Annotated in this window: 19 protein-coding genes; 10 read left to right on the top strand and 9 right to left on the bottom strand. The window is 35.6% G+C overall.

Annotation, left to right across the window (positions count from 1 at the left end):
- Position 1: 1 nt before the first annotated feature.
- Together ehuC and ehuB are read right to left on the bottom strand one after the other, a co-directional pair.
- On the bottom strand, positions 2–670 hold the full coding sequence (gene ehuC, locus ABXT69_RS02800) for an ectoine/hydroxyectoine ABC transporter permease subunit EhuC (protein ID WP_416679010.1): 669 nt from the start codon (positions 668–670) through the stop codon (positions 2–4).
- Positions 671–791: 121 nt separating this feature from the next.
- Complete coding sequence (gene ehuB, locus ABXT69_RS02795) at positions 792–1,634, bottom strand: ectoine/hydroxyectoine ABC transporter substrate-binding protein EhuB (RefSeq protein WP_271541642.1); 843 nt, start codon at positions 1,632–1,634, stop codon at positions 792–794.
- Between the two features lie 136 nt (positions 1,635–1,770).
- Between ehuB and ABXT69_RS02790 the strand changes: the two genes are divergently transcribed.
- A complete protein-coding gene (locus ABXT69_RS02790; RefSeq protein WP_416679008.1) occupies positions 1,771–2,235 on the top strand; it encodes an Lrp/AsnC family transcriptional regulator in 465 nt (154 codons plus the stop codon).
- Positions 2,236–2,285: 50 nt separating this feature from the next.
- Here the strand turns inward: ABXT69_RS02790 and ABXT69_RS02785 are convergent, their stop codons facing one another.
- Entirely contained in the window at positions 2,286–3,158 is an 873-nt protein-coding gene (locus tag ABXT69_RS02785) for a DMT family transporter (RefSeq protein WP_416679006.1), read from the bottom strand.
- A 154-nt stretch (positions 3,159–3,312) separates the two neighbouring features.
- Between ABXT69_RS02785 and ABXT69_RS02780 the strand changes: the two genes are divergently transcribed.
- Positions 3,313–5,328 carry a sodium-translocating pyrophosphatase gene (locus ABXT69_RS02780; protein WP_416679004.1) on the top strand — a complete coding sequence of 672 codons (2,016 nt, stop codon included), beginning with the start codon at positions 3,313–3,315 and terminating at the stop codon, positions 5,326–5,328.
- A 47-nt stretch (positions 5,329–5,375) separates the two neighbouring features.
- Here the strand turns inward: ABXT69_RS02780 and ABXT69_RS02775 are convergent, their stop codons facing one another.
- Genes ABXT69_RS02775 through ABXT69_RS02760 form a run of 4 tightly spaced genes read right to left on the bottom strand, consistent with a single transcriptional unit; the run spans position 5,376 to position 10,884 of the window.
- Positions 5,376–6,827, bottom strand: a complete 1,452-nt coding sequence (locus ABXT69_RS02775; protein ID WP_416679002.1) for a TrkH family potassium uptake protein — start codon at positions 6,825–6,827, stop codon at positions 5,376–5,378.
- A gap of 39 nt (positions 6,828–6,866) precedes the next feature.
- Complete coding sequence (gene trkA / locus ABXT69_RS02770) at positions 6,867–8,237, bottom strand: Trk system potassium transporter TrkA (protein ID WP_416679000.1); 1,371 nt, start codon at positions 8,235–8,237, stop codon at positions 6,867–6,869.
- A complete protein-coding gene (locus ABXT69_RS02765) occupies positions 8,234–8,809 on the bottom strand; it encodes a response regulator (RefSeq protein WP_416678999.1) in 576 nt (191 codons plus the stop codon). Before ABXT69_RS02765 ends, trkA begins: the two co-directional genes overlap by 4 nt.
- Complete coding sequence (locus ABXT69_RS02760) at positions 8,806–10,884, bottom strand: sensor histidine kinase (protein ID WP_416678997.1); 2,079 nt, start codon at positions 10,882–10,884, stop codon at positions 8,806–8,808. The genes ABXT69_RS02765 and ABXT69_RS02760 overlap by 4 nt, the downstream gene beginning before the upstream one ends.
- Positions 10,885–10,952: 68 nt before the next feature.
- Here ABXT69_RS02760 and ABXT69_RS02755 point away from each other — a divergent pair, with 68 nt between their 5' ends.
- The 8 genes from ABXT69_RS02755 to ABXT69_RS02720 all read left to right on the top strand — a co-directional run bounded on the left by ABXT69_RS02755 (position 10,953) and on the right by ABXT69_RS02720 (position 19,994).
- A complete protein-coding gene (locus ABXT69_RS02755) occupies positions 10,953–12,026 on the top strand; it encodes a ribonuclease D (protein ID WP_416678994.1) in 1,074 nt (357 codons plus the stop codon).
- A gap of 25 nt (positions 12,027–12,051) precedes the next feature.
- Positions 12,052–12,627: a 16S rRNA (guanine(966)-N(2))-methyltransferase RsmD gene (rsmD, locus tag ABXT69_RS02750; RefSeq protein WP_416679526.1), complete on the top strand. Its 576-nt coding sequence runs from the start codon at positions 12,052–12,054 to the stop codon at positions 12,625–12,627.
- A complete protein-coding gene (gene coaD / locus ABXT69_RS02745) occupies positions 12,624–13,106 on the top strand; it encodes a pantetheine-phosphate adenylyltransferase (protein WP_416678991.1) in 483 nt (160 codons plus the stop codon). Before rsmD ends, coaD begins: the two co-directional genes overlap by 4 nt.
- Positions 13,107–13,179: 73 nt before the next feature.
- On the top strand, positions 13,180–15,087 hold the full coding sequence (gene dnaK / locus ABXT69_RS02740; RefSeq protein WP_416678989.1) for a molecular chaperone DnaK: 1,908 nt from the start codon (positions 13,180–13,182) through the stop codon (positions 15,085–15,087).
- A 74-nt stretch (positions 15,088–15,161) separates the two neighbouring features.
- Complete coding sequence (gene dnaJ, locus ABXT69_RS02735; protein ID WP_416678987.1) at positions 15,162–16,268, top strand: molecular chaperone DnaJ; 1,107 nt, start codon at positions 15,162–15,164, stop codon at positions 16,266–16,268.
- Between the two features lie 80 nt (positions 16,269–16,348).
- On the top strand, positions 16,349–17,626 hold the full coding sequence (eno, locus tag ABXT69_RS02730) for a phosphopyruvate hydratase (protein ID WP_416678985.1): 1,278 nt from the start codon (positions 16,349–16,351) through the stop codon (positions 17,624–17,626).
- Between the two features lie 80 nt (positions 17,627–17,706).
- Positions 17,707–18,954 carry an HlyC/CorC family transporter gene (locus ABXT69_RS02725; protein WP_416678982.1) on the top strand — a complete coding sequence of 416 codons (1,248 nt, stop codon included), beginning with the start codon at positions 17,707–17,709 and terminating at the stop codon, positions 18,952–18,954.
- Between the two features lie 50 nt (positions 18,955–19,004).
- The gene (locus ABXT69_RS02720) at positions 19,005–19,994 is read left to right on the top strand and encodes a putative transporter (RefSeq protein ID WP_416678980.1); all 990 of its coding nucleotides are present in this window, start codon (positions 19,005–19,007) and stop codon (positions 19,992–19,994) included.
- Here the strand turns inward: ABXT69_RS02720 and asd are convergent, their stop codons facing one another.
- Together asd and ABXT69_RS02710 are read right to left on the bottom strand one after the other, a co-directional pair.
- Positions 19,995–20,759: an archaetidylserine decarboxylase gene (gene asd / locus ABXT69_RS02715; protein WP_416679524.1), complete on the bottom strand. Its 765-nt coding sequence runs from the start codon at positions 20,757–20,759 to the stop codon at positions 19,995–19,997.
- A gap of 47 nt (positions 20,760–20,806) precedes the next feature.
- Complete coding sequence (locus tag ABXT69_RS02710; RefSeq protein WP_416678978.1) at positions 20,807–22,510, bottom strand: proline--tRNA ligase; 1,704 nt, start codon at positions 22,508–22,510, stop codon at positions 20,807–20,809.
- Positions 22,511–22,540: the final 30 nt, after the last annotated feature.

The following is a 22,540-nucleotide window of genomic DNA, read 5'->3' as shown; positions in this document are numbered from 1 at the left end:
GCTACTTGTCTCCTGCAGTCATAATATTTCTACCTTTAGAAAACTTCTTAGCAATCATGTCTACTATCTGAACTAAGACTGTAGCAATAATAAAATAAATAATGAGAATTAATAGGAATGGCTCTAATGTTAAAGCAGTCTGAACCCTGATTATTTGTGCCATGAAAGTAAGATCTGAAATAGTAATAAGAGAGCATACTGCTGTTAATTTCATCAGCTCAATAAGTAGATTCCCAAATGTAGGAATCATAATTGGAATTGCCTGAGGAATAATAACGTATCTATATTTCTCATAGCTTGAGTAGTTTAAAGCTTTTGATGCCTCATGTTGCTCCTTGCTAACAGCAAGTATAGCTCCTCTTACAGCTTCTGATCCATAGGCACCAACATTCAGGCCACAAGCAATAACACCCGCAGTTATGGCATCAAAATAAATGCCCCACATTGGCAAAACAAAATAAATAAAAAACATTTGAACAAGAGCTGAACTGCCACGAAAAAATTCTAAATAAATAATTGCTATTACTCTTACCGAGGCAAATGAAGATATTCTTGCAATTCCAACAATAAATGAAACAATGAGTGCTAAGATTGCACCCATTACGGTCAACTGTATGGTTGTGATAGTTCCTTTAATAATTAATGGGTAAAACTCTAGAACTTCATTCATAAAAAACTCTAAAAAAACTGCCCTGTAAAAAATTGACAGGGCAGATTAGGTTACTAAATAAACTCTAAAAACAAACACTGCCACTAATATTTAGAGGGCAGAATAAGGTTAAAGAATAAATTTACATTCCATCAGGACATTGAGTCAAATAAGACTTCGAAGCAGTTGCAGCTGCAGAGAAACCATAAGGCGCAATAATTGCCTCAAACTCTCCAGTAGCCTTTAACATAGCTAAAGCCATATTGTATTCAGACCTGAACTCTAAATCATCCTTGTTAAATGCTGCACCAGCACAACCCATCGGAACACCTGTAACAGGCATTATTAACTCAAGGTTTGGATCATTAGTTTTATTAAGTAGATCTGCTGTACCTAAACCTGATAGAGCAAAGACGTCAACTCTACCTTGTTGAAGCATCTTAATACCACTTGGAGGCGCATCAAAATAAACAATCTGATCAGCACTTACACCGCGCTCTAAAGCATATTTCTCTTCAGCACAACCAGCACATGTAGTCATTTTTAAAGCTGGGTTCGCAGCAATGTCTTCATAAGTTAATAGGTTGTTTGGGTTTCCAGCTGGAACAGCAAAAGCTTCAGCGCCACATAAATCAGGCTCAGAATAAATGATAGACTCACATCTGCCAGGCTTAATGTAAAGACCAGAAGTTGCCATATCTACTCTTCTTGCTTGTAGAGCAGGAATCATAGCACCATACATAATAACCTCAGCTTTTAACTCTGGAACACCTAGAACGGCAAGCACGGCACGCGCAACATCTGGTGCAGCACCAGTAACGTAGCCATCAGATTTAATATCACTGTAAGGTGGTTCATTTGCAACAGCAACTGTTGCATATCCTTGTTTCTTAAGTCTTTTTAATGTATCAGATTCAGCAGAAGACGTTTGCGCTAAACCTAAAACAAGAAAAAAACATGTAAAAATCGAAATGATTTTTTTCATAAAGTTCTCCTTTTTTATTTATGGAAAGAAAGTTTAACACTATCATTAAGATTAGAAAGATTTACATTTGCTAAAATTTGCATAATTTACGCATTATTTTGATTTTTTTAAATAAATTATGTGATAACATCGTATTATGAATAAATTAGATAGTTTTGATTACAAAATTCTAAAAATTGTCCAAGAAAATAATAAGATTACTTCTCAACAGTTAGCGAAAGAAGTGGGATTATCGTCTTCAGCCTGTCAAAGACGATTAAATTCAATGCGTAAAACTGGCATTATAGAAAGAGATATATCAGTTTTAGATCGCAATCAACTGGATAGAAAAATTACCATTATAGTTCAGATACTGAGTGATATAGAGGGCACAGAGCCTGATATTCAATTTAAAAAAACAATGTTTGATGCCCCAGAAGTTATGCAGTGTTACTACGTTACTGGTGATTATGATTATGTCTTAATGGCCACCTTTAAAGAAATGGGTGATTATGAAGATTTTACAAAAAAATATTTTTTAGAAAACCCAAATATCAAACGCTTTAGTTCAATGGTGGTTATGAATAAAGTTAAAGAAAATTTATCTATTCCAATTGACTAGCTTTGTTTCTCAGTTAAAGATAAATGAGCTATTAGCTTCTAAAGGATAGTTTACATCTTAAGTCGTTTATCTTGCTTCAATTGCCTCCTCTCAATTGTAATTGAAGCAATTGCTACCATGATTACCCCTATTCCCTGAGTAATAGTAATTGCATCTGAATATGCCATAAAACCGAAAACTAACACCAATAGAGGTTCTGTATAGCCAATATTAGCGGTTCTTATAGGACCATATTTACGAACAGACATGTGATAAAACATCATTCCTGTAGCAAAAAAAGTTCCCGAAATGAGAGACAGAATTATTCCTTCATTTTGCGGCCAATAAAAACCAGTTTCATTTATAAATAAGTATAAGAAGGTAAGCGCTGGAATAAGAGTAGTGTATTTAACAATTTCCCAGTTTTTTAAACCACTCACTTTTGGCGTTGTAATTAAAATTAAAGAATAGGTCATTGCTGAAAGTAAGGCTAAAACTATCCCAATTACCATGGTGTAAAAGCCTTCTGAGCTCTGAGAGAGCGCAGCAATTCCTAGAGTTGCAAGTATAAACATAAGTATTGTTATTAAATCGAGAGATCTTCGCTTTGTCAGTGATATTATTAAATAAGTAATTAAGGGATAAGTAAAAAGCACCACACTAGCAAGGCCTACCGACATATATTTTACGGCTTCAACATAAAGCCAGGACTGAACACCAAATAAAACAGAAAGAATAAGAATCCAAATGCCCAGTTTTTGATGTTTAATTTCACTAAATGAGAAAAGACTTTTGGTAACAAGCAGTGAAGTATAGAAAGTTGTGCCAAAGCGAACAAATAAAAATAAAAAAGCGCTAATCTCAAAAGTATAAATTAACGGCACCATAGTTACATTAAGTGCATAAAAAAAAGAGGATAGAAGTGCAAACCGAATTACAAACATTTTGAATCCAAAACAACAAAAATTTATAAATTTGATTTTATAAGATAAATTTATAGCCAATTTAGTTCATTTCAATTCAAAACTGGTATTTTTTTTCCAATTTTTAAACACTTTAGGATATCATTGCCGCTTCATTTTATTTTAAGGAGAGGAAATGGATTTTGATCAAAATTTAATAGCACCTGCACTTGGTGTTCTGGGCTTACTTATTGTTGTATTTATATATCAATGGATAAGTAAACAAGATGGTGGAAGTGGTGACGTTAAAAAAATTGGTGAACAAATTCATATTGGCGCGATTGTTTTCATGAAGCGTGAATATCAAATGCTAAGCATGTTTGCTTTAGCCCTATTAATATTACTTTATATATTCCTTGGCCCTTTAAGTGCCTTATGTTTCTTTGTCGGAGCTGTTACTTCTGCCACCGCTGGTTATATAGGTATGAACACAGCAACTATTGCTAATGTAAGAACAGCTCAAGCAGCTCATGATAGCGGAAGCTCTGCCGCCCTAACTGTTGCATTCTTTGGTGGCTCAGTAATGGGCTTATCAGTTGCGGCTCTTGGTTTATTAGGACTAGGTGGACTTTACTACTTTTTTGGAGCAGAGCATTCAGAAGCTCTCCATGGTTTTGCAATGGGCGCCTCAGTTGTTGCACTATTCTCTCGTGTTGGTGGTGGTATCTTTACTAAGAGTGCTGATGTTGGAGCTGACTTAGTTGGTAAATTAGAAGCAGGAATCCCAGAAGACGATCCTCGCAACCCTGCAGTTATTGCGGATAATGTTGGTGATAATGTAGGTGATATAGCTGGTATGGGATCAGATATCTTTGAGTCATATTGTGGCTCAATGATTGCAACAATAGCAATTGCCTCTACTCTTGCTATTGATGGCCTTACTTCACTTGGTGGAAACCGAGCTGAGTTAATGTCTCTTCCTTTAGCGCTTGCTTCACTTGGCTTAGTTTGCTCAATTCTTGGAATTTTATTTGTTAAATTATCTTCAAATAAATCACCTGAATCTGCTTTGAGAATGGGAACAATTGGCTCTGCTTTATTATTTATCGTTACATCTTATTTCCTAATCGATTTTTTAGATGTCTCAAATTCTATTTGGGTAGCTGTGCTAATGGGAAGCTTTGGCGGAATCATTATTGGTCTTGTTACTGAATACTACACTGCTGGAAAACCAATTAGAGATATTGCAGAATCTGGAAAAACTGGCGCTGCAACGGTAATGATTAAAGGCTTAGCAATTGGAATGCAATCTGTTGTAATCCCAGTATTGATGATTTGCTTAATTATTTATGTCTCTAATCTTTTTGTTGGCTTGTATGGTGTTGGTATTGCTGCAATTGGAATGCTTGCAACAGTCGGCATGACTATGGCAATTGATGCTTATGGACCAATTGCAGATAATGCAGGCGGTATTGCAGAAATGGCTGGACTTGGAGAGGATACTCGTAAGATTACAGATTCTCTTGATGAGCTTGGTAATACAACTGCAGCTATTGGCAAGGGATTTGCGATCGGCGCTGCTGCTCTTGCTGCTCTTGCGATTATTACTGCCTATACTGAGACGGTTAGTGCTAATTATGCAGCAATGGGAATGAACTTTATCCTCGAGTTAAATAGTGCAGATGTTTTAATTGGCTTATTTATTGGTGGTACGATTCCATTCTTAATAGCTTCTCTTACGATGACTGCTGTAGGTGATGCTGCTTTTGAAATGATTGAAGAAGTAAGGAGGCAGTTTAAAGAGATAAAAGGACTTCTAGAAGGTAAAGCAGAGCCAGATACTGCTAAATGTGTTGACATTGCTACAACTGCAGCACTGAAGAAAATGATTCTTCCAGGAGTCATTGCAGTAGCAGCACCAGTTGTAGTAGGATTCCTTATTGGTCCTGAGGCACTTGGTGGAATGCTTGGTGGTGCTCTTCTTGGTTGTGTTCTAATGGCTCTAATGATGGCTAATGCAGGCGGTGCTTGGGATAACGCTAAGAAGTATGTTGAAAAAGGAAACTTAGGTGGCAAAGGTACTGACACTCACGCAGCTACTGTTGTAGGTGATACAGTTGGGGACCCGTTCAAGGACACCTCTGGTCCAGCGATGAACATTCTTATTAATGTAATGGCGATTGTAAGTTTAGTTATTGCACCATTATTGTAAAAAGATACTCTATCGGCCCTGCCATCCTGGTGGGGCTGATAAACTTATTAATGCCTCCAAAAAGCTCTATGAAAAATGGCAATAATAGTCAAAACCTCAAGCCTTCCAATCAGCATTGAAAAACTCAAAACCCACTTAGCAGTTTCGCCCAGGGATCCATAGTTTTGTGCTACTTCTCCAAGGCCTGGTCCAAGATTATTCATGGTTGCTGCTGTTGCAGAATAGGCAGTTACCTGGTCTAAACCTGCAAACATTAACAACATCATAATAAAAATAAAAGAAATAGCGTAGAGTGAAAAGAAACCAAGTACTGAAACTAGGGCTTTTTCATTAATACTAGCCTTATTTAGCTTAATACTGACCTGAGCATTAGGGCGAATAAACTTATGTATTTCTTTCATTCCTAATCTAAACATGACAAGTACTCGAACCACTTTAATTCCGCCTCCAGTAGATCCAACACATGCACCAATAAAACTAACCATTATTAGGAAAACGGGTATTGCTGCAGGCCAGTTACTGTAATTTTGTGAGGTAAAGCCAGTTGTGGTAGCTATTGAAATAGTTTGAAATAAGCTGTGTCTTATTGTTTCTGAAGTTGAGCCATACTCACTATTTAGAGAAAGAGCAATTACTACAATAGTAGATGCAGAAAGCAAAACTATTGCATAGGTTTTAAATTCAGAATCTTTAACATAGTCAACAAGTGAGCGGTTATTCCACGCCACAAAGTGTAATGAAAAGTTAATACCCGCTAAAAACATAAAAAACATAGCAATCATTTCTATTGGTACCGAGTTGAAATAACCAATAGAGCTGTCATGGGTTGAAAAACCTCCAATTGCAACTGTAGAAAAACTGTGGCTAATCGCATCAAAAATAGACATTCCTGAAAAGAAGTAAGCAAGTGCACAAAACACAGTCAATGAAAGGTAAATTTTCCAAAGAGCTATCGCAGTATTTCGCAACTTTGGTGTAAGCCTATCTTTCGCAATACCACTAGACTCTGCATGATAAAGCTCCATTCCTCCAACGCCTAATAGAGGCAGGACTGCTACAGCAAGAACAATAATTCCCATGCCTCCAAGCCACTGAAGTTGCTGCCTATAAAAAAGAATACTTTTGGGTAAATCATCAAGTTGGCTTAAAATAGTAGCACCCGTTGTTGTTAAGCCAGACATTGACTCAAAAAATGCATTAGAAAATGTAAGATTACTAATCGATTCAGTTATTAAAAAAGGCAGTGTTCCAAAAAGAGATAAAACAATCCAAAAGCTAACAACTATTAAAACGCCCTCTCTAAGCCGAAAGCTTTTCTTTATTGCTCTAAAAGGCCACCATAATACGAGGCCTCCAAACACTGTCAGGATAAATGAAAATACAAAAGTTAGATACTCACCTTCTGAGTATACCAAGTCTACTAATATTGGAGGTATCTGCGCAAAACTGAAAACCATCAAAAGAAGACCTAAAGTTTTTGCAACAATACTTAACTGCATTTAAACCATACCTTTTTAGTATTTGATTGGAAGCAACTACTAATCATTCTCAAGGAATAAAGCCTCAACTTCATGAATTTTACCAACATCCATTAATACCATTAACACGTGGTCTCCCTCTTCTATAACTAGTTTTTTTGAACCCATTAATAATTCATCATTTCTTACAATAGCTCCAACAACTACATCTTCAGGTAAAGGCAAATCTTTAATTTGAACACCAACTACCTCAGATGTTTTTTCATTGCCATGAACCACTATCTCTATAGCCTCAGCTTTTCCATGCTGTAAGGAATGAACCTTCATACAATCGCCCTTTCTAAGATGAGATAAGATTCCACTTACTGTAATTTGGTCAGGAGAAACAATAATATCTACATCTCCACTTTGCTCAGCGAGAGCTGCATAAACATCACGCTTGACTAGTGCAATAGTTTTATGAGCACCTAAACGCTTAGCTAAAATTGATACAATAACATTTACTTCATCTGAGTCCGTTAAAGCTAAAAATAGATCTGTATTTTCAATGCCTTCTTCCTTTAGCAGATCTTCATCAGAAGCGTTACCTTGAAGCACTAAAGTATTATTAAGCTTCTCACTTAAATACTTAGCTCTATCTTCACTTAGCTCAATAATTCTTATATTGTGAGTCTCCTCAAGAAGTCTAGCCACATTAATACCAATACTTCCTCCTCCAGCAATGAAGATTTTTTGATAAGTATTTTCAGCACGTCTAAATTCTTTTAAAGCTCTAGAAATATGATCTTTTTTAGCTAGGAAGTAGACTTGGTCTCCCTCTCTTATGATCGTATCACTTTTAGCAGGGATAGCTTTTTCATTTCGATAAAGGCTTACTATGCGTATTTTGACATCAGGCATATGCTCATGGAGCTCTTTAACAGGCCTATTAACAATTGGAGTACCAATGAAAGCGCGCGTTTCAACTAGTTGCACTAGCCCATTTTCAAAGTCAAACACTTGAGAGGCTCCAGGCTGCTCAACTATGCCCTGAATATATTCAGTAATTAAGTTTTCAGGAGTAATTAAAAAGTCAATTGGTAACGCATCATTAGAAAATATTTCAGGCCTGAGCAAATATTCAGTGGTCCTTATTCGAGCAATCTTTTTCTTTACATTATATAAGGTATGCGCCATTCTGCAGGCAACCATATTTCGCTCATCAGAGCGCATTACAGCAATAACCACATCCATTGATTTAATACCAGCTTTTTCTAAAACGCTGGGATATGCTCCATAGCCAATGACAGTTTTTATATCTAAATGCCTCTGTAATGAGGTCAACATTTCTTCTTTTTGATCAACAATTGTAATATCGTTATCGTCATCTGAACAAAGGTACTTTGCAAGAGTTGATCCAACTTGACCAGCACCTAGAATTAATATTTTCATTTCTTGTCAATCCCTAAATCTTTAAGTTTTCTATATAAGGTTGTTCTTTCTAGGCCCGCAATCTCTGCAACAACTGCAATATTATTATCATTAACTGAAAGGTGGTGAAGTAAATATTGACTTTCAAAAATATTTCTAGCCTCTTTAAGTTTAAGTGAGTAATCAATACCACTCACCTGCTGAGTTGATTGTTCTGGCTCTTTACGAGTCATAATATTTCTCAAAATTGGTAAAAAATCATGGAGAGGTTTTTTTAAAAAATCTACAGCGCCAAGCTTCATAGCTCTAACGATATCACTTGGCTCTGCATGGCCTGACATCATTACTACAGGGGTAGTCATTCCATCAGAGTACCATTCTGATAAAAGTGAAATACCATCTTGACCAGGCATCCAAACATCCATTAGTATTAAATCAAAAGTGTTAGCGGCTACTATTGCTTTTGCTTCAATAGCGCTTCTAGCTAGCATGGTTGAATAACTTACATCTTCAAGAATATCTCTAATAATTTCAGTGTTGTCTCTCTCATCATCGATGATTAATATTTTACCAAATGTAGATTCTTGTTTCATCTCATCTCCCTAAGAGCATCAATTATACTGAACTCAATTGTTATTCTAGCGCCATGAGGTTTAACATTGCTTGCAAATATCTGGCCATCATGCTGCTCAATAATATTTTGTACAATAGCAAGCCCAAGGCCTCCACTTTTTTTCTTTGTTGTAATATAAGGCTCAAAAACTTTATCAATAATATCTTTAGAAAAACCATTACCATTATCAATAACTGTTAATCGAACGATTCCTTCCTTTTTTCTAATTCTTGATTTAATTTCTATATTCAGCTTACCTTTTTCTTTTTTTGCTTCGATTGCATTTTTAATTAAATTAATTAATACTCTAGAAATAGCATCTTTATCAAGCTGAAGTTTAGGTAAATCTCCACTCAAATCTAGATCAACCCTAATGCCATCATGATTATCATATAGTGAGGCCGATTTATTTATTAGAGAATTTAAAGATGACGAGGTCTTTTGAATTTCAGGTGTATTTGCATAATTTGCAAAAGCATTAACCATAGAATCCATTGATACAACCTGGTCCATAATGGTTTGAGTTGTTTTATTTATAATTGCAGAGTCTTTCTTATCTAGCTTTTCTAAAAATAAATTTCTAAGCCTTTGGGCAGATAACAATATAGGAGTAAGAGGATTCTTGATTTCATGTGCCATACGAACAGCAACTTCTCCCCATGCAGCTTTCTTTTGCGCTCTATTTAGTTTGGAAATATCATTAATTATAATTACGTAGCCAAGCGTTTTATTTTCCACCTCCAAGATTGCGCCCTGACAGTAGATAAGACTACTTCTATCATCAAGTGTTAACTCAATTTCTTTATTCCACTCCATTGAATTTTGCTCAATTTTCTCTTGGATAAATGAAAAAAGCGGCTTAAGCTTGGCATAGTTTTTAACAATATCATCATACGACTGGCCAATAAATTGCATCTCATCTTTAACTTGAAGTATTTTGCCAATAACTGGATTAATAATTTGTATCTTTTTATCTTCATTAAGCGCAATAACGCCAAAAGAGTACTTTAGAATAGTTTCTAAATATAGATTATGCGTATCAAGACCCTCTCTAGATTGCTTAATTCTGTTACTCATTTCGTTGAAATGCCCTATTAAGTCATGCATATCCTTATTTTTAGGATCCCGCTCAATTTCTACATCATAGTTTCCAGAAGAAATTTCTCTAGTTGCAACTGATAAGTTATGCATTGGCCTCATTAACTGATCAATCATTCGAAAAACAATAAGTAAAGCACTTAAGACCGATAATAGAATTGTTGAGGTAAAGTCGATCAGAAAACGAGTTTTAATAATAGAGGAATTAAGTGACAACTCAGCATCTTTTGCAGCAGCACGAAAGCGAGTCATCCTTGCAACGAGACTCTCAATATTGATATCTGAAGAATAGTGTGCAATTAAAGTAAACTCATCAGTTGAAGCTGTATAACCATCCAATAAGCAGGTTGAATTGTCTCTTTTACTTGTTGCAGCAAGATTCATTTGAGAATCATATAGCTTTAACTCACAAGCCCAAAAGTCAGCAACTAAAAGGTCTAGTACTGACTGCATTTGCGCAACAGGTTTCCTAGGCGCATCAAAATAATTGACAAGCTTTCCTATATTGCGTGTTTTATCCTCATAATACTTAGTAGCAAAATTATTAGTATTTCTATAGAGTTCATCAACCTCACCACCAACCTTTAAGTTAAATTCATCAAATTGAATTTCAGCAATTTGAAGGTTATCTCTTATTGATCCAAAAGAAAATAAATAAAAAGATAGCACTGGAAGTAAAACTAAAACTGGAACAATTTTTATAAAAGACCAGGTAAATCTTGATCCAATTACTCCTTGCTCAGTATTTAGTTTTAACTTTCTCATGGAAAGTACAATGTAATATATCGCAATTAAGCTCATTAAGACATTAAATCCAACCAAAACTAAATACCACTTCTCAATTAACTCAGGATTTAAACCGAGATAAAACATTCCAGAAAATGAAATCAAAAAGGCGCCTATCCAAAACAAGGCACGAGGAGCTTCTTTTATAGAAAAAGCTTGATTTAGCAACATAAATTTTGTTGATAAAATATTAAAGTGTTTTGATTATCTCATAAATGAATTATTACTAGCATGAGTTGTTGATAAAATACAACAATCCATATGAGACAATTCCTTTGATTTCAAGCGAGCCACAACTTAACAAATACCTGCAAAGCATTCAAAATGATACTCTTCTTGCAATTGACACTGAGTTTAGAAGAATTGATTCATATTTCCCTGAACTTTGCTTAATTCAAATTGCAGCTGGAAGTAGCTTAGAATGCATAGATGTTCTTGCAATAAAGAATCTAGAGCCTCTTTTTGAAAAACTATATGATAGTAAAACCATTTGTGTTATTCATTCCGCCAGACAAGATATCGAGGCTCTTTATCATCTATCTCAAAGGATGCCTCACAAAATTTTTGATACTCAAATTGCGGCTTCACTGTTAAATTACCCACTTCAGGTGTCATACCAAGTATTAACAGAAACGCTGCAAAATGTTTATCTAGAAAAAAAATATACGCGTTTCGACTGGAAAACCAGGCCTCTACCTGAGGATGTATTACAGTACGCTCTTGATGATGTTAAGTACCTGCTTCCTCATTACACTTCACTTAAAGCTGAGTTAATTAAAAGTGAAAAACTGCAATGGCTATGGGAGGAGACAGGCTTTTTATTGGATAAAAATCTTTATGAGCCTAATTTCAAGCAAATTATTAAAAAAACTAGTGGGATTTTAAAAATTGACTCTGATTCACAAAAACAGGCAATAAGTCTCCTGATGTGGCGAGAAGAAACTGCAATGAAAAAAAACAAACCCCGTAAATGGATCATGTCTAATGAGCGCCTAATAGATTACGCTACTGGTAAAAATAAGCTATCTTCAGGCTCTAAAGAGCTTTTTAAAAAATTTCTAAACACTAACCAGATTGAAACAAACTTTCATGCCCCTCTTGTAACTCAAAAACCATTATCTGCTGATGAGAAGATAAAGAAGAATCAAGCACAAGAATATATTAAAAAAATTTCAATTAAACATGACATTGCCCCTGAACTTATTTGCTCTTCAAAAAATCTTGTTAAATTTATTAGAGGTGATAAAGGGGTCTCTATTAACAGTGGATGGAGATCAAAAATAGTTAAACTAAAATCACATCTGAAACCTTAGCTTAACATCTAATTACTTCTACCTTATCAAAGACAATACTTTTAAAATAATTGCAGGAAATCTTAAAGGAAGGAAATTTAACTTTCCTGACGCTGAAGGTCTTCGCCCTACTCTTGGCAAAACAAGGGAAACCCTTTTTAATTGGCTCCAATTTGATATTGCTGATAAAACAATTATTGAGCCTTATGCTGGAAGTGGTGCTCTTAGCCTGGAGGCAATATCTAGAGGAGCCAAAAAAGTCTGTTTGATTGAAAAAAATAGAAAGGTTTTTAAAAACCTTGAATTAAATTTTAAGCTCCTTAGTAACTCTCAATATCAACTTAATAATACTGATTCAGTTATCTTTCTTGATAAACAAAATATCAAGCCCTTCGATTTAGTTTTTTTAGACCCTCCATTCAACCAAAATTTAATACCAATGACCCTTGAGCTCTTATCTCAAAAAAATTATTTACATTATGAAAGCCAGATTTATATTGAGTCTGAGTTCGAAATAACACCTATACTCTTAGAAAATCATCTTGAATATGATTGTAAAATCAGAAAACAGAAAAAATCAGGCAATGTTCACTATTGTCTGATAAGCTTAGTGGCAATATGAAAAAAATTGCAATATATCCTGGCTCTTTTGATCCGATTACTAATGGGCACGTTGATCTAATAAAGCGTGCATCAAAGATTTTTGATGAAGTAATTATTGCAATTACTCAAAATGCTAACAAATCTAGCTTTTTATCAATTGAGCAGAGGGTTGGGGCAGTTGAAAGCTCAATAAAATCTCTAAGCAACACTAGAGTCTTGAGCTTTAATTCCCTTCTAGTTGACTTTGCAAGAGATCACAATGCTCAAATAATAATTAGAGGCCTTAGAGCTGTATCAGATTTTGAATATGAGTTTCAACTTAGCGGAATGAATAAACGCCTTAACTCTGAAATTGAAACTTTGTTTATGACCCCCTCTGAAGAGTTTGCTAATATTTCATCTTCTTTAGTGCGTGAAATTCTATCTCTTGGTGGTGATATCAGTCCATTTGTTCCACCCCAAGTTAAAACAATACTCCTTGACACGCTTCAAAAATAATTTCATTAATACCTTGAAATAATATTTTAAATCCCTAAATAGGGTTTATATAAAAATACAAGGAGTATATGGAATGTCAAAAATAATTGGAATTGATTTAGGAACAACAAACTCATGTGTCTCTGTGATGGATGGTGGTGTTGCTAAGATCATTGAAAACTCAGAAGGTAATCGCACAACACCTTCTATTATTGCTTACCCAAAAGATTCAGATGAAATCTTAGTAGGTCAGCCTGCTAAAAGACAAGCTGTTACAAATCCAGAAAACACGCTATATGCTATCAAAAGGTTAATTGGGCGTCGCTTTGATGAAGAAGCCGTTCAAAAAGATATTGATCTTGTTCCTTATAAAATCATAAAAGCTAAAAATGGGGACGCCTGGGTTGAGGTTAAGGGTAAAAAAATGGCAGCTCCAGAAATATCTGCTCGTGTAATTCAAAAAATGAAACAAACAGCCGAAGATTATTTAGGATCAGAAGTTACCGAAGCAGTAATTACTGTCCCAGCCTACTTTAATGACTCTCAGCGTCAGGCAACAAAAGATGCTGGAAAAATTGCAGGACTAACTGTTAAAAGAATTATTAATGAGCCTACTGCTGCTGCATTAGCATATGGCGTTGATAAATCTACGGGTGACAAAAAAGTTGCAGTTTATGATTTAGGTGGTGGTACATTTGATGTTTCTATCATTGAGATGGAGGATATTGATGGTGAAAAACACTTTGAAGTTCTTTCAACCAATGGAGATACATTTTTAGGTGGTGAAGATTTTGATCATAGAATCATTAACTATTTAGTAGAAGAATTTAAAAAAGAGCAGGGTTTAGATCTTTCCAAAGATGCGATGGCTCTTCAAAGACTTAAAGAAGCTGCAGAGAAAGCAAAGATTGAACTATCTTCATCAGAGCAAACCGAAGTAAGCTTGCCATACATAACTGCGGACGCCTCTGGTCCAAAACATCTTAATATCAAAATGACAAGGTCAAAGCTAGAATCTCTAGTTGCTGATTTATTAAAGCGGTCAATTGATCCCTGCAAAATAGCACTTAAAGATGCTGGACTATCAAGTGGTGACGTGGATGAAGTTATCCTTGTTGGTGGGCAAACTAGAATGCCTAAAGTTCAAGCAATGGTAAAAGATTTTTTTGGAAAAGAGCCTAAGAAAGATTTAAATCCTGATGAAGCTGTTGCTATGGGCGCAGCCATTCAAGCTGGTGTTTTAGGTGGAGATGTTAAAGATGTCTTACTGCTTGACGTAACTCCTCTATCGCTAGGCATTGAAACTATGGGCGGCGTAATGACTAAGTTGATTGAGAAGAATACAACAATTCCAACTAACCAATCTCAAGTCTTTTCAACTGCTGCAGATAACCAATCGGCAGTAACAGTTCATGTTCTTCAAGGTGAAAGAGAGGTGGCGAGCGCAAATAAATCACTTGGTCAGTTTAACCTTGAAGGCATTCCAAATGCACCTAAAGGCCAGCCTCAGATTGAAGTTTCTCTTGATTTGGATTCTGATGGTATCTTGAATGTATCTGCCAAAGATAAAAATACTGGAAAAGAACAGTCTATAACAATCAAATCTTCAAGTGGTCTTTCTGATGAAGAGGTTGAGAAAATGATTAAGGATGCTGAAGCACATGCTGAAGAAGATCAAAAATTCCATGAACTTGTAACATCAAGGAATATGGCTGACTCTTTAGTGCATTCTACAAAGCAATCTCTAGAAGAGCTAAAAGATGAAATTTCTGACGATGAAAAAAGTGCAATCGAAACAGCGCTTAGTGAGCTTGAAGAAAGTATCAAGGGTGATGATAAAGAAGCAATTGATACTCAAGTTCAAAATTTAAGTGAAAAAGCGCAAGTTTTAGCTCAAAAAGCTCAAGAAAAAGCTACAGCAGAAGGTGGTGAAGCTGATAAATCTGAAGGAAATGATGATGTTGTAGATGCTGACTTTGAAGAGGTTAATGAAGAAAAGTAAGTAATATAATAAGCGCAATAAAAATAAAACCTCCCTTGTCCTGTGCATGGGAGGTTTAATAATATAAGGGACACATGGCAGAAAGAGATTATTACGAAATTTTAGGCGTTGATAAAGGTGCAGACGAGGCCAAAATTAAAAAAGCCTACAAGCGTCTTGCAATGAAATATCATCCTGATAGAAATGCTGATGATAAAGCTGGTTCCGAGAAAAAATTTAAAGAAGTCCGTAAAGCATATGATGTAGTTTCAGACCCTCAAAAAAGATCAGCTTACGACCAATTTGGTCATGCAGGAGTTGAGCAAGGCGGCAATGGTTTTGGTGGTGGAAATCCATTTGGTGGATCTGGTGGTGGCTTTGGTGATATTTTTGGTGATATTTTTGGTGGAGGCAACGCAAAGCCAGATAACAGAGGCTCTGACCTTCGCTATGACCTAGAAATAGATTTAAAGCAAGCCGCAGAAAGTGATACTGTAAAAATTCGAGTTCCCAAAAATGATACCTGTGAGCCTTGCTCTGGAAGTGGTGCCAAACCTGGCACTTCAGTAAAAACTTGTGTAAATTGTCGCGGAACAGGGCAAACAACTATGCAACAAGGTTTTTTCGCTGTCCAAAGACCTTGTAATCAATGCAATGGCTCAGGTGAAAAAATTGAATCTCCGTGCGGTACATGTCGTGGACAGGGCGTTGTAAGAAGCCAAAAAACCCTTTCAGTTAAGATTCCTGCGGGCGTAGATACTGGAAATAGAATTCGATTGAGCGGTGAAGGTGAAGCTGGATTACGTGGTGGACCTCATGGAGATCTTTATGTTCAAATTCATATTAAAGAACATTCAATTTTTGAGCGTGATGGCAATGATTTATATTGTGAAGTCCCTATTGATTTTGCAACATCCGCCCTTGGTGGTTCAATAGAGGTTCCAACACTTCAGGGCAAACTGAAAATTAAAGTCCCTGCAGGAACGCAATCCTCTAAATTATTTAGACTGCGCGGCAAGGGCATGCCTGCAATGAGGCATAATGGATCTGGTGATTTGCTATGCCAGGTGAAAATTGAAACTCCCATTAATCTAAACTCTAAACAGAAAAAATTATTAAAAGATTTTTCAGACTCTTGTGAAGCAAAGCATCACCCTGAGTCAAGTTCATTTTTTGGAAAAATGAAGTCATTCTTTGAGTAAACTTGAAACAATTTGTAACATAGTATTAATTACTCAAGTATAAAATTACTTTTTCTCCAACTTAAAAACCTTTTTTAAAGATGATTAAAAAAATTATTGCACGTGAAGTACTGGATTCAAGAGGCAACCCTACGGTTGAAGCTGATGTTATTTTAACTAATGGTATTCTTGGAAGGGCTATTGTTCCATCAGGAGCATCTACGGGACAAAGAGAGGCTTTAGAGCTTAGAGATGGTGATAAAAGCCGCTATCAGGGCAAAGGTGTTTTAAAAGCTGTTAATTTTATTAATACTGAGATTAGCGAGTCACTTAAGGGTATGGACGTATCAAATCAAAAAGCTATTGATCATAAAATGATTGATATGGATGGCACTGATACAAAATCTAGATTAGGTGCAAACTCAATATTAGCTGTTTCTTTAGCCTGCGCTCATGCAAATGCGCAAAATAAAAACCAATCATTATTTCGTTCATTTGACTTTTCAGAAACTTTTCAAATGCCTGTTCCTATGATGAATATTATTAATGGTGGTGAGCATGCCAATAATAGTGTTGATATTCAAGAGTTTATGATAATTCCTGCAGGTGCTCCTAGTTTTAAAGAAGCATTACGATATGGCACTGAAGTATTTCATCATTTAAAAGCAGTACTTGAACAAAAAGCATTAAATACTGCAGTTGGTGATGAAGGTGGATTTGCTCCAGATCTAAAATCAAATGAAGAAGCGCTAGAAGTTATTATTGAAGCGATTAATAATGCCGGCTATACCCCTGGAAAAGATATATTTATTGGGATAGACGCAGCAAGCTCAGAATTCTATAAGAATGGAACTTATAATTTGGCCTCAGAAGGCTTAAAACTTACTAACTCTGAATTTACAGAATACCTTGCATCATGGGTTGAGAAGTACCCAATTATTTCGATCGAAGATGGTATGGACGAGAATGATTGGGAGGGCTGGGAGATGCTTACTCAAAAATTATCCAATTCTGTTCAACTTGTTGGTGATGATTTATTTGTAACAAATAGTAAGATCCTTGCGAAAGGTATTAAAAATAATATAGCAAACTCTATTCTAATAAAAGTTAACCAGATTGGCACTCTAACTGAAACCTTTGATGCAATGAAGATGGCTCTAGATGCTGGCTATACATGTGTTATGTCTCATAGAAGCGGCGAAACAGAAGACACCACCATTGCAGACCTTTCAGTTGCAACAAATTGTGGTCAAATTAAAACAGGGTCTTTGTCTAGATCTGACAGATTAGCTAAATATAACCGACTCCTTCGAATTGAAGAAGAGCTTGGTGATGATGCTAAATATCCTGGTCTAGCTGCGTTTAAAAACCAGTCATAAATATCTAAAACAAGTTGTTCAGAGACTTTTGACTAATTTAAGGTTAAAATAAACTTTGATTGATTATTTTGGGTGACTAATTGGAATCACTTTCCACTTTTTGGCTTAGTGTTTTACTGTTTGTACTAATTCTAGCTTCGGCTTTCTTTTCCGCCTCTGAAACTTCGATGATGGCATTGAATCGCTATCGCCTAAAAACCTTGAGCTCAAAAAACAATCTTCGGGCACAAAGAGTAGAAAGGCTTCTAAAAAATATTGATTATTTAATTGGTGGAATCCTTCTAGGAAACAACTTTGTTAATATACTTGCTGCAAGTATAGCAACCCTTATTGCTCTGAAGATTTGGGGCGAGGGATCAGTAATTATTGCCTCTTTAGCTTTAACATTAGTTATTTTAATTTTTGCTGAAAATACCCCAAAAACATTTGCAGCAAAAAACCCTGAAAAAATTGCTTTGCCTGCCTCCTGGCTTCTTGATCTTCTAATTAAAATTTTTAAGCCACTAATATATCTAATATCTTTGATATCAAAATCTATTCTAAATTCTCTTGGACTGAAGAACATTAGTAAAGATATTCTCAACTCTGAAGAACTTAGAATGGCTGTTGTTGATTCAAAATCAGTATTATCCAAAAACTACCAAAATATGCTTCTTAATATTATTGATCTTGAAAAAGTTAAAGTTGATGACATTATGATTCCTCATCACGAACTCGTAAGTGCAGATATTAATGATGAAGAAGAATTATTTGAACAATTGAAAAGAATCCAACATACTCGCTTACTAATTTTTGATGGCTCTGAAAATAATATTATAGGAACTATTCACATGAGGGATATTGTGAATATATACGCCAGAGATGAAATCAATATGGCCAAAATTAAAGAGATAATAAGAGAGCCTTATTTTATTCCTGAAGGCACCCCTCTGTCTCAACAACTTGAACACTTTAAAACTCAAAAACGAAGACTTGGTATTGTTGTTGATGAATATGGAGAGGTTCAAGGTATGGTTGTTTTAGATGATATTTTGGAAGAAATAGTTGGCCAGTTCACTTCTTCCCAAGGCGAAAGTATAGATGAAATCAATATACAATCTGATGGAAGTTACCTTGCAGACCCTAGAATTAGTATTCGCGAGTTGAATGCAAAGCTTAAAGTCAGCCTTCCTTTTGACAATGCAAAAACACTTAATGGTCTTATCCTCGAGCAACTTCAAAGCTTCCCTCAACACAATGTTTCTTTTAAAGTGGACTCACTAATTATTGAAATTGTTCAGGTAAATAAGCAAGGTGTAAAACTTGTTAAAATCACCAAAGTTAATTAGGTATTATCATTACCAACAAATAACTATCTCCAAATCAAAAAGGAAAAATAATGTTTAAATTTTTTACTGAAAAAAAATGGTTTCTTTGGGCCTATCTTGGCTCTGCAATTATTCTCAGCTCATTATGGATAACAGTTCAAATTGATGTGATGATAAATGAATGGTTTGGTGAATTTTATGACATGATTCAAAAAGCACTTGGAGCTCCAAATGCAATTACAATGGATGAATATACTGGTGGATTATGGAGCTTTGCAAAACTTGCTGCAATAGCTATTGCTTTAGGCCTTGCAACCTCATTCCTTACTGCTCACTTCTTATTTAGATGGAGAGCATCAATGGTTGAGTTCTACCATAGTGTTTACGAAAAAGCACGAACTATTGAAGGAGCCTCTCAGCGAGTTCAAGAAGACACTGTTAGATTTTCTAGAATCATGGAAAGTCTTGGAACAGCTTTAATTGAATCTATCATGGTTTTGATAGAGTACTTTCCGTTATTAATGGGATTAGCAGTCGGTATTCCAATTATGTGGTTTGGTGACTGGGAATATGGCCTAGTAACTGGCGCCCTTATTTGGGCTGTAGGGGGAACCCTTCTAATGATTGGAGCTTCATGGATCTTAGGTCTTGTAGGCATAGAATATGACCTTCAAAAAAGAGAAGCTTCCTATCGAAAAATACTTGTTATTGCGGAGGATGATGGCACCGTTAGGCCAAAAGATATTGATGAACTTTTTGAAGGCGTTCGAAAGATTAATTATAAAAACTACTTGTACTACTTATACTTTAATATTGTTAGGCTTGCCTATCTTCAAGCAAATGTATTAGTTGCCTATGTTATTTTAGCCCCTGCTATAGTAGCTGGAGTTATGACATTAGGAGTAATGCAGCAAATAATTAGGGCGTTTGGAAGAGTAGAAGGCTCTCTCCAATACCTTTTTAAAGCATGGCCTACTATTATTGAGCTCGCAAGTGTCTATAAGCGTTTAATGGAGTTTGAGACGCAAATTGAGGCTATGGATAAGTTAGAAACTGTATAGTTAACCTGTAACTGATTGGCCCATTTTAAGGGCCTGTCCAACCTCAAGATTAAGCTCAGGGGAGCCCTCTGGCATCAACATGATAACTGTAGAGCCCATGTTAAAACGGCCCAATTCATCGCCTTTTAATAGCTTAATCTGATGATCTTTATAATCATAGTTTTTAACTGCTTTAGAATAAGGCGGGGTGATTAAACCCTCCCATGAAGTTTGCATCGATCCTACAAAAATTGCGCCAACTAATACAAAAACCATAACGCCAAAATCAGTTTCGAATAAACAAACTAAACGTTCATTTCGAGCAAAAACCCCATCAATATTATCTACGGTATTCTGGTTAACTGAAAAAAGGTCACCAGGTATATATTTCATCGAAATCAAAGCACCATCACATGGCATATGAATGCGATGATAATCTTTAGGCGATAAATATATTGTTGCAAAACTTCCATTTTGTATTTCTTTAGACGGCATATCATCAATTAATGCTGAAATGCTATATTTACGGCCTTTAGCTTGGACAATTTGGGAATTATAAACTTTACCAGACTGAGAAACAACACCATCAACAGGGGAGATAATATCCGATTCTGATATTGGTCTCAAACTTGGCTTAATTGCACGAGTAAAAAAATCATTAAAGGAAATAAAATCCTCGATATTTTCGATTTCAGCTTCTGAAAGATTGACTTGATATTGTTTAATAAACCAGCGAGTAAAATTATTTTTAACCCAAGAATTTTCTATTCTGGCAAATCGGAACATCAGCCTTGATAAAAAATGCTGAGGAAGAAGATATTGAAAAAATGCCATCAATCAAGCTTATCAAGAATATAGCTTACTACTTCATTAAAATCCACTTCAACTTTATCGGGCATTTTTCTTGATTTATATTCAATTTTCCCATTATCAGCATGGGTGTCACTAATGACCAGTCGATGTGGTATACCAATAAGTTCAGAATCTGCAAACATTATTCCAGGACGCTCTTTTCGATCATCAAGCAATACTTCAATATTTTGCTCTATACAGTCCATATAAAGCTGATCTGCCAAAGCCTTAACTCGTGATGACTTGTTATAATTAATTGGAACAATAACAAGCTGGAATGGAGCAATAGCCTCTGGAAAAATAATCCCCCTATCATCATGGTTCTGTTCAATACTTGCTGCAATAATTCTTGTAACACCAATACCATAACAGCCCATATTCATATTAACTGATCGACCATCTTCTCCAATAACATTGGCATTCATTGAATCTGAATACTTAGTACCTAATTGAAAAATATGTCCTACTTCAATGCCTCTTTTAATTTCAAGATTACCCTTTCCATCAGGAGAAGGATCACCCGAGACAACAATACGTAAATCACTTGCAATAATTTTTTTAGTGTCTCTCCCCCAGTTGACCCCGACAAAGTGTTTATCATCTTCATTAGCGCCGCAAATAAAGTCTGACAAAGCTGCGGCCGCAAAGTCAACAATAACTGGAATTTCAAGATTAACAACACCAATTGAACCGAAAGAACAACCTAATTGCTTCTTAACCACTCCTTCTTCTGCCATTTGAAGAGGTTGTTTAACTCCATCAATCTTTGAAGCCTTAACTTCATTTAACTCATGGTCACCTCGTAAAACCAGTGCAACTAGATTATTATCATTTCCTTCAACAATTAATGTTTTAATAGAATTAATTGGTTCAACTTTTAGCAAATTACAAACATCAGCAATAGTTTTAACACCTGGTGTCTCAACAAGTTCTAAAGCTTTCTCAGCTGATTTTGACTCTCCTTGAGGCAGAGTCTCTACTCGCTCAATATTAGCAGCATAATCAGAGCCATCAGAAAAACAAATCGCATCTTCTCCAGATTCTGCAAGTACATGAAATTCATGAGAGCTGTCTCCTCCAATAGTTCCTGAATCTGCTAAAACAGGCCTATAGTCAAAACCAATTCTATCAAAAATATTACAGTAAGTCTGGTGCATTAATTGATAAGTCTCATTTAGTGATTGCTCATCAATATGAAACGAATAAGCGTCCTTCATAATAAACTCTCTAGAGCGCATTACCCCAAAACGAGGACGAATTTCATCTCTAAACTTAGTCTGTATTTGATACAAATTTATTGGAAGTTGCTTATAGCTTCTAAGGTACTGTTTAGCAATTTTAGTAATAACCTCTTCATGAGTTGGACCCAAGCAGAAATCTCTATCATGCCTATCTTTAAATCGAAGCAACTCAGGGCCATACTCTTCCCATCTTTTTGATTCTTTCCATATTTCTGCAGGCTGTGCAACTGGCATTAATACTTCCAATGCTTTAGATTTATTCATCTCCTCACGTATTATTTTTTCTACCTTTTGGATTATTCTTAAACCCATTGGGAGATACGAATACAGTCCCGACGCTAACTTAGAAATCAAACCAGCTCTTATCATTAATTGATGAGATATGATTTGAGCATCATTAGGCGCTTCTTTGACTGTTGAGATTAAAAAATCACTGCTTTTCATATAAAATGGTTTTCATATCAATAAATAATG

Source organism: Candidatus Pseudothioglobus sp. Uisw_016 (assembly GCF_048087635.1).
In the GTDB taxonomy this organism is placed as follows: domain Bacteria; phylum Pseudomonadota; class Gammaproteobacteria; order PS1; family Pseudothioglobaceae; genus Pseudothioglobus.
This window is presented reverse-complemented; position numbering and strand designations above follow the sequence as displayed.

What these genes read in the sequence shown, in the direction of transcription:
- ABXT69_RS02710 (WP_416678978.1), bottom strand. Translation starts at nt 22,510, where the DNA reads ATGAAAAGCAGTGATTTTTTAATCTCAACAGTCAAAGAAGCGCCTAAT.
- dnaK (WP_416678989.1), top strand. Translation starts at nt 13,180, where the DNA reads ATGTCAAAAATAATTGGAATTGATTTAGGAACAACAAACTCATGTGTC.
- eno (WP_416678985.1), top strand. Translation starts at nt 16,349, where the DNA reads ATGATTAAAAAAATTATTGCACGTGAAGTACTGGATTCAAGAGGCAAC.
- coaD (WP_416678991.1), top strand. Translation starts at nt 12,624, where the DNA reads ATGAAAAAAATTGCAATATATCCTGGCTCTTTTGATCCGATTACTAAT.
- ABXT69_RS02785 (WP_416679006.1), bottom strand. Translation starts at nt 3,158, where the DNA reads ATGTTTGTAATTCGGTTTGCACTTCTATCCTCTTTTTTTTATGCACTT.
- ehuB (WP_271541642.1), bottom strand. Translation starts at nt 1,634, where the DNA reads ATGAAAAAAATCATTTCGATTTTTACATGTTTTTTTCTTGTTTTAGGT.
- ABXT69_RS02760 (WP_416678997.1), bottom strand. Translation starts at nt 10,884, where the DNA reads ATGTTGCTAAATCAAGCTTTTTCTATAAAAGAAGCTCCTCGTGCCTTG.
- asd (WP_416679524.1), bottom strand. Translation starts at nt 20,759, where the DNA reads ATGTTCCGATTTGCCAGAATAGAAAATTCTTGGGTTAAAAATAATTTT.
- trkA (WP_416679000.1), bottom strand. Translation starts at nt 8,237, where the DNA reads ATGAAAATATTAATTCTAGGTGCTGGTCAAGTTGGATCAACTCTTGCA.
- ABXT69_RS02765 (WP_416678999.1), bottom strand. Translation starts at nt 8,809, where the DNA reads ATGAAACAAGAATCTACATTTGGTAAAATATTAATCATCGATGATGAG.
- ABXT69_RS02780 (WP_416679004.1), top strand. Translation starts at nt 3,313, where the DNA reads ATGGATTTTGATCAAAATTTAATAGCACCTGCACTTGGTGTTCTGGGC.
- ABXT69_RS02720 (WP_416678980.1), top strand. Translation starts at nt 19,005, where the DNA reads ATGTTTAAATTTTTTACTGAAAAAAAATGGTTTCTTTGGGCCTATCTT.
- ABXT69_RS02775 (WP_416679002.1), bottom strand. Translation starts at nt 6,827, where the DNA reads ATGCAGTTAAGTATTGTTGCAAAAACTTTAGGTCTTCTTTTGATGGTT.
- ehuC (WP_416679010.1), bottom strand. Translation starts at nt 670, where the DNA reads ATGAATGAAGTTCTAGAGTTTTACCCATTAATTATTAAAGGAACTATC.
- ABXT69_RS02790 (WP_416679008.1), top strand. Translation starts at nt 1,771, where the DNA reads ATGAATAAATTAGATAGTTTTGATTACAAAATTCTAAAAATTGTCCAA.
- dnaJ (WP_416678987.1), top strand. Translation starts at nt 15,162, where the DNA reads ATGGCAGAAAGAGATTATTACGAAATTTTAGGCGTTGATAAAGGTGCA.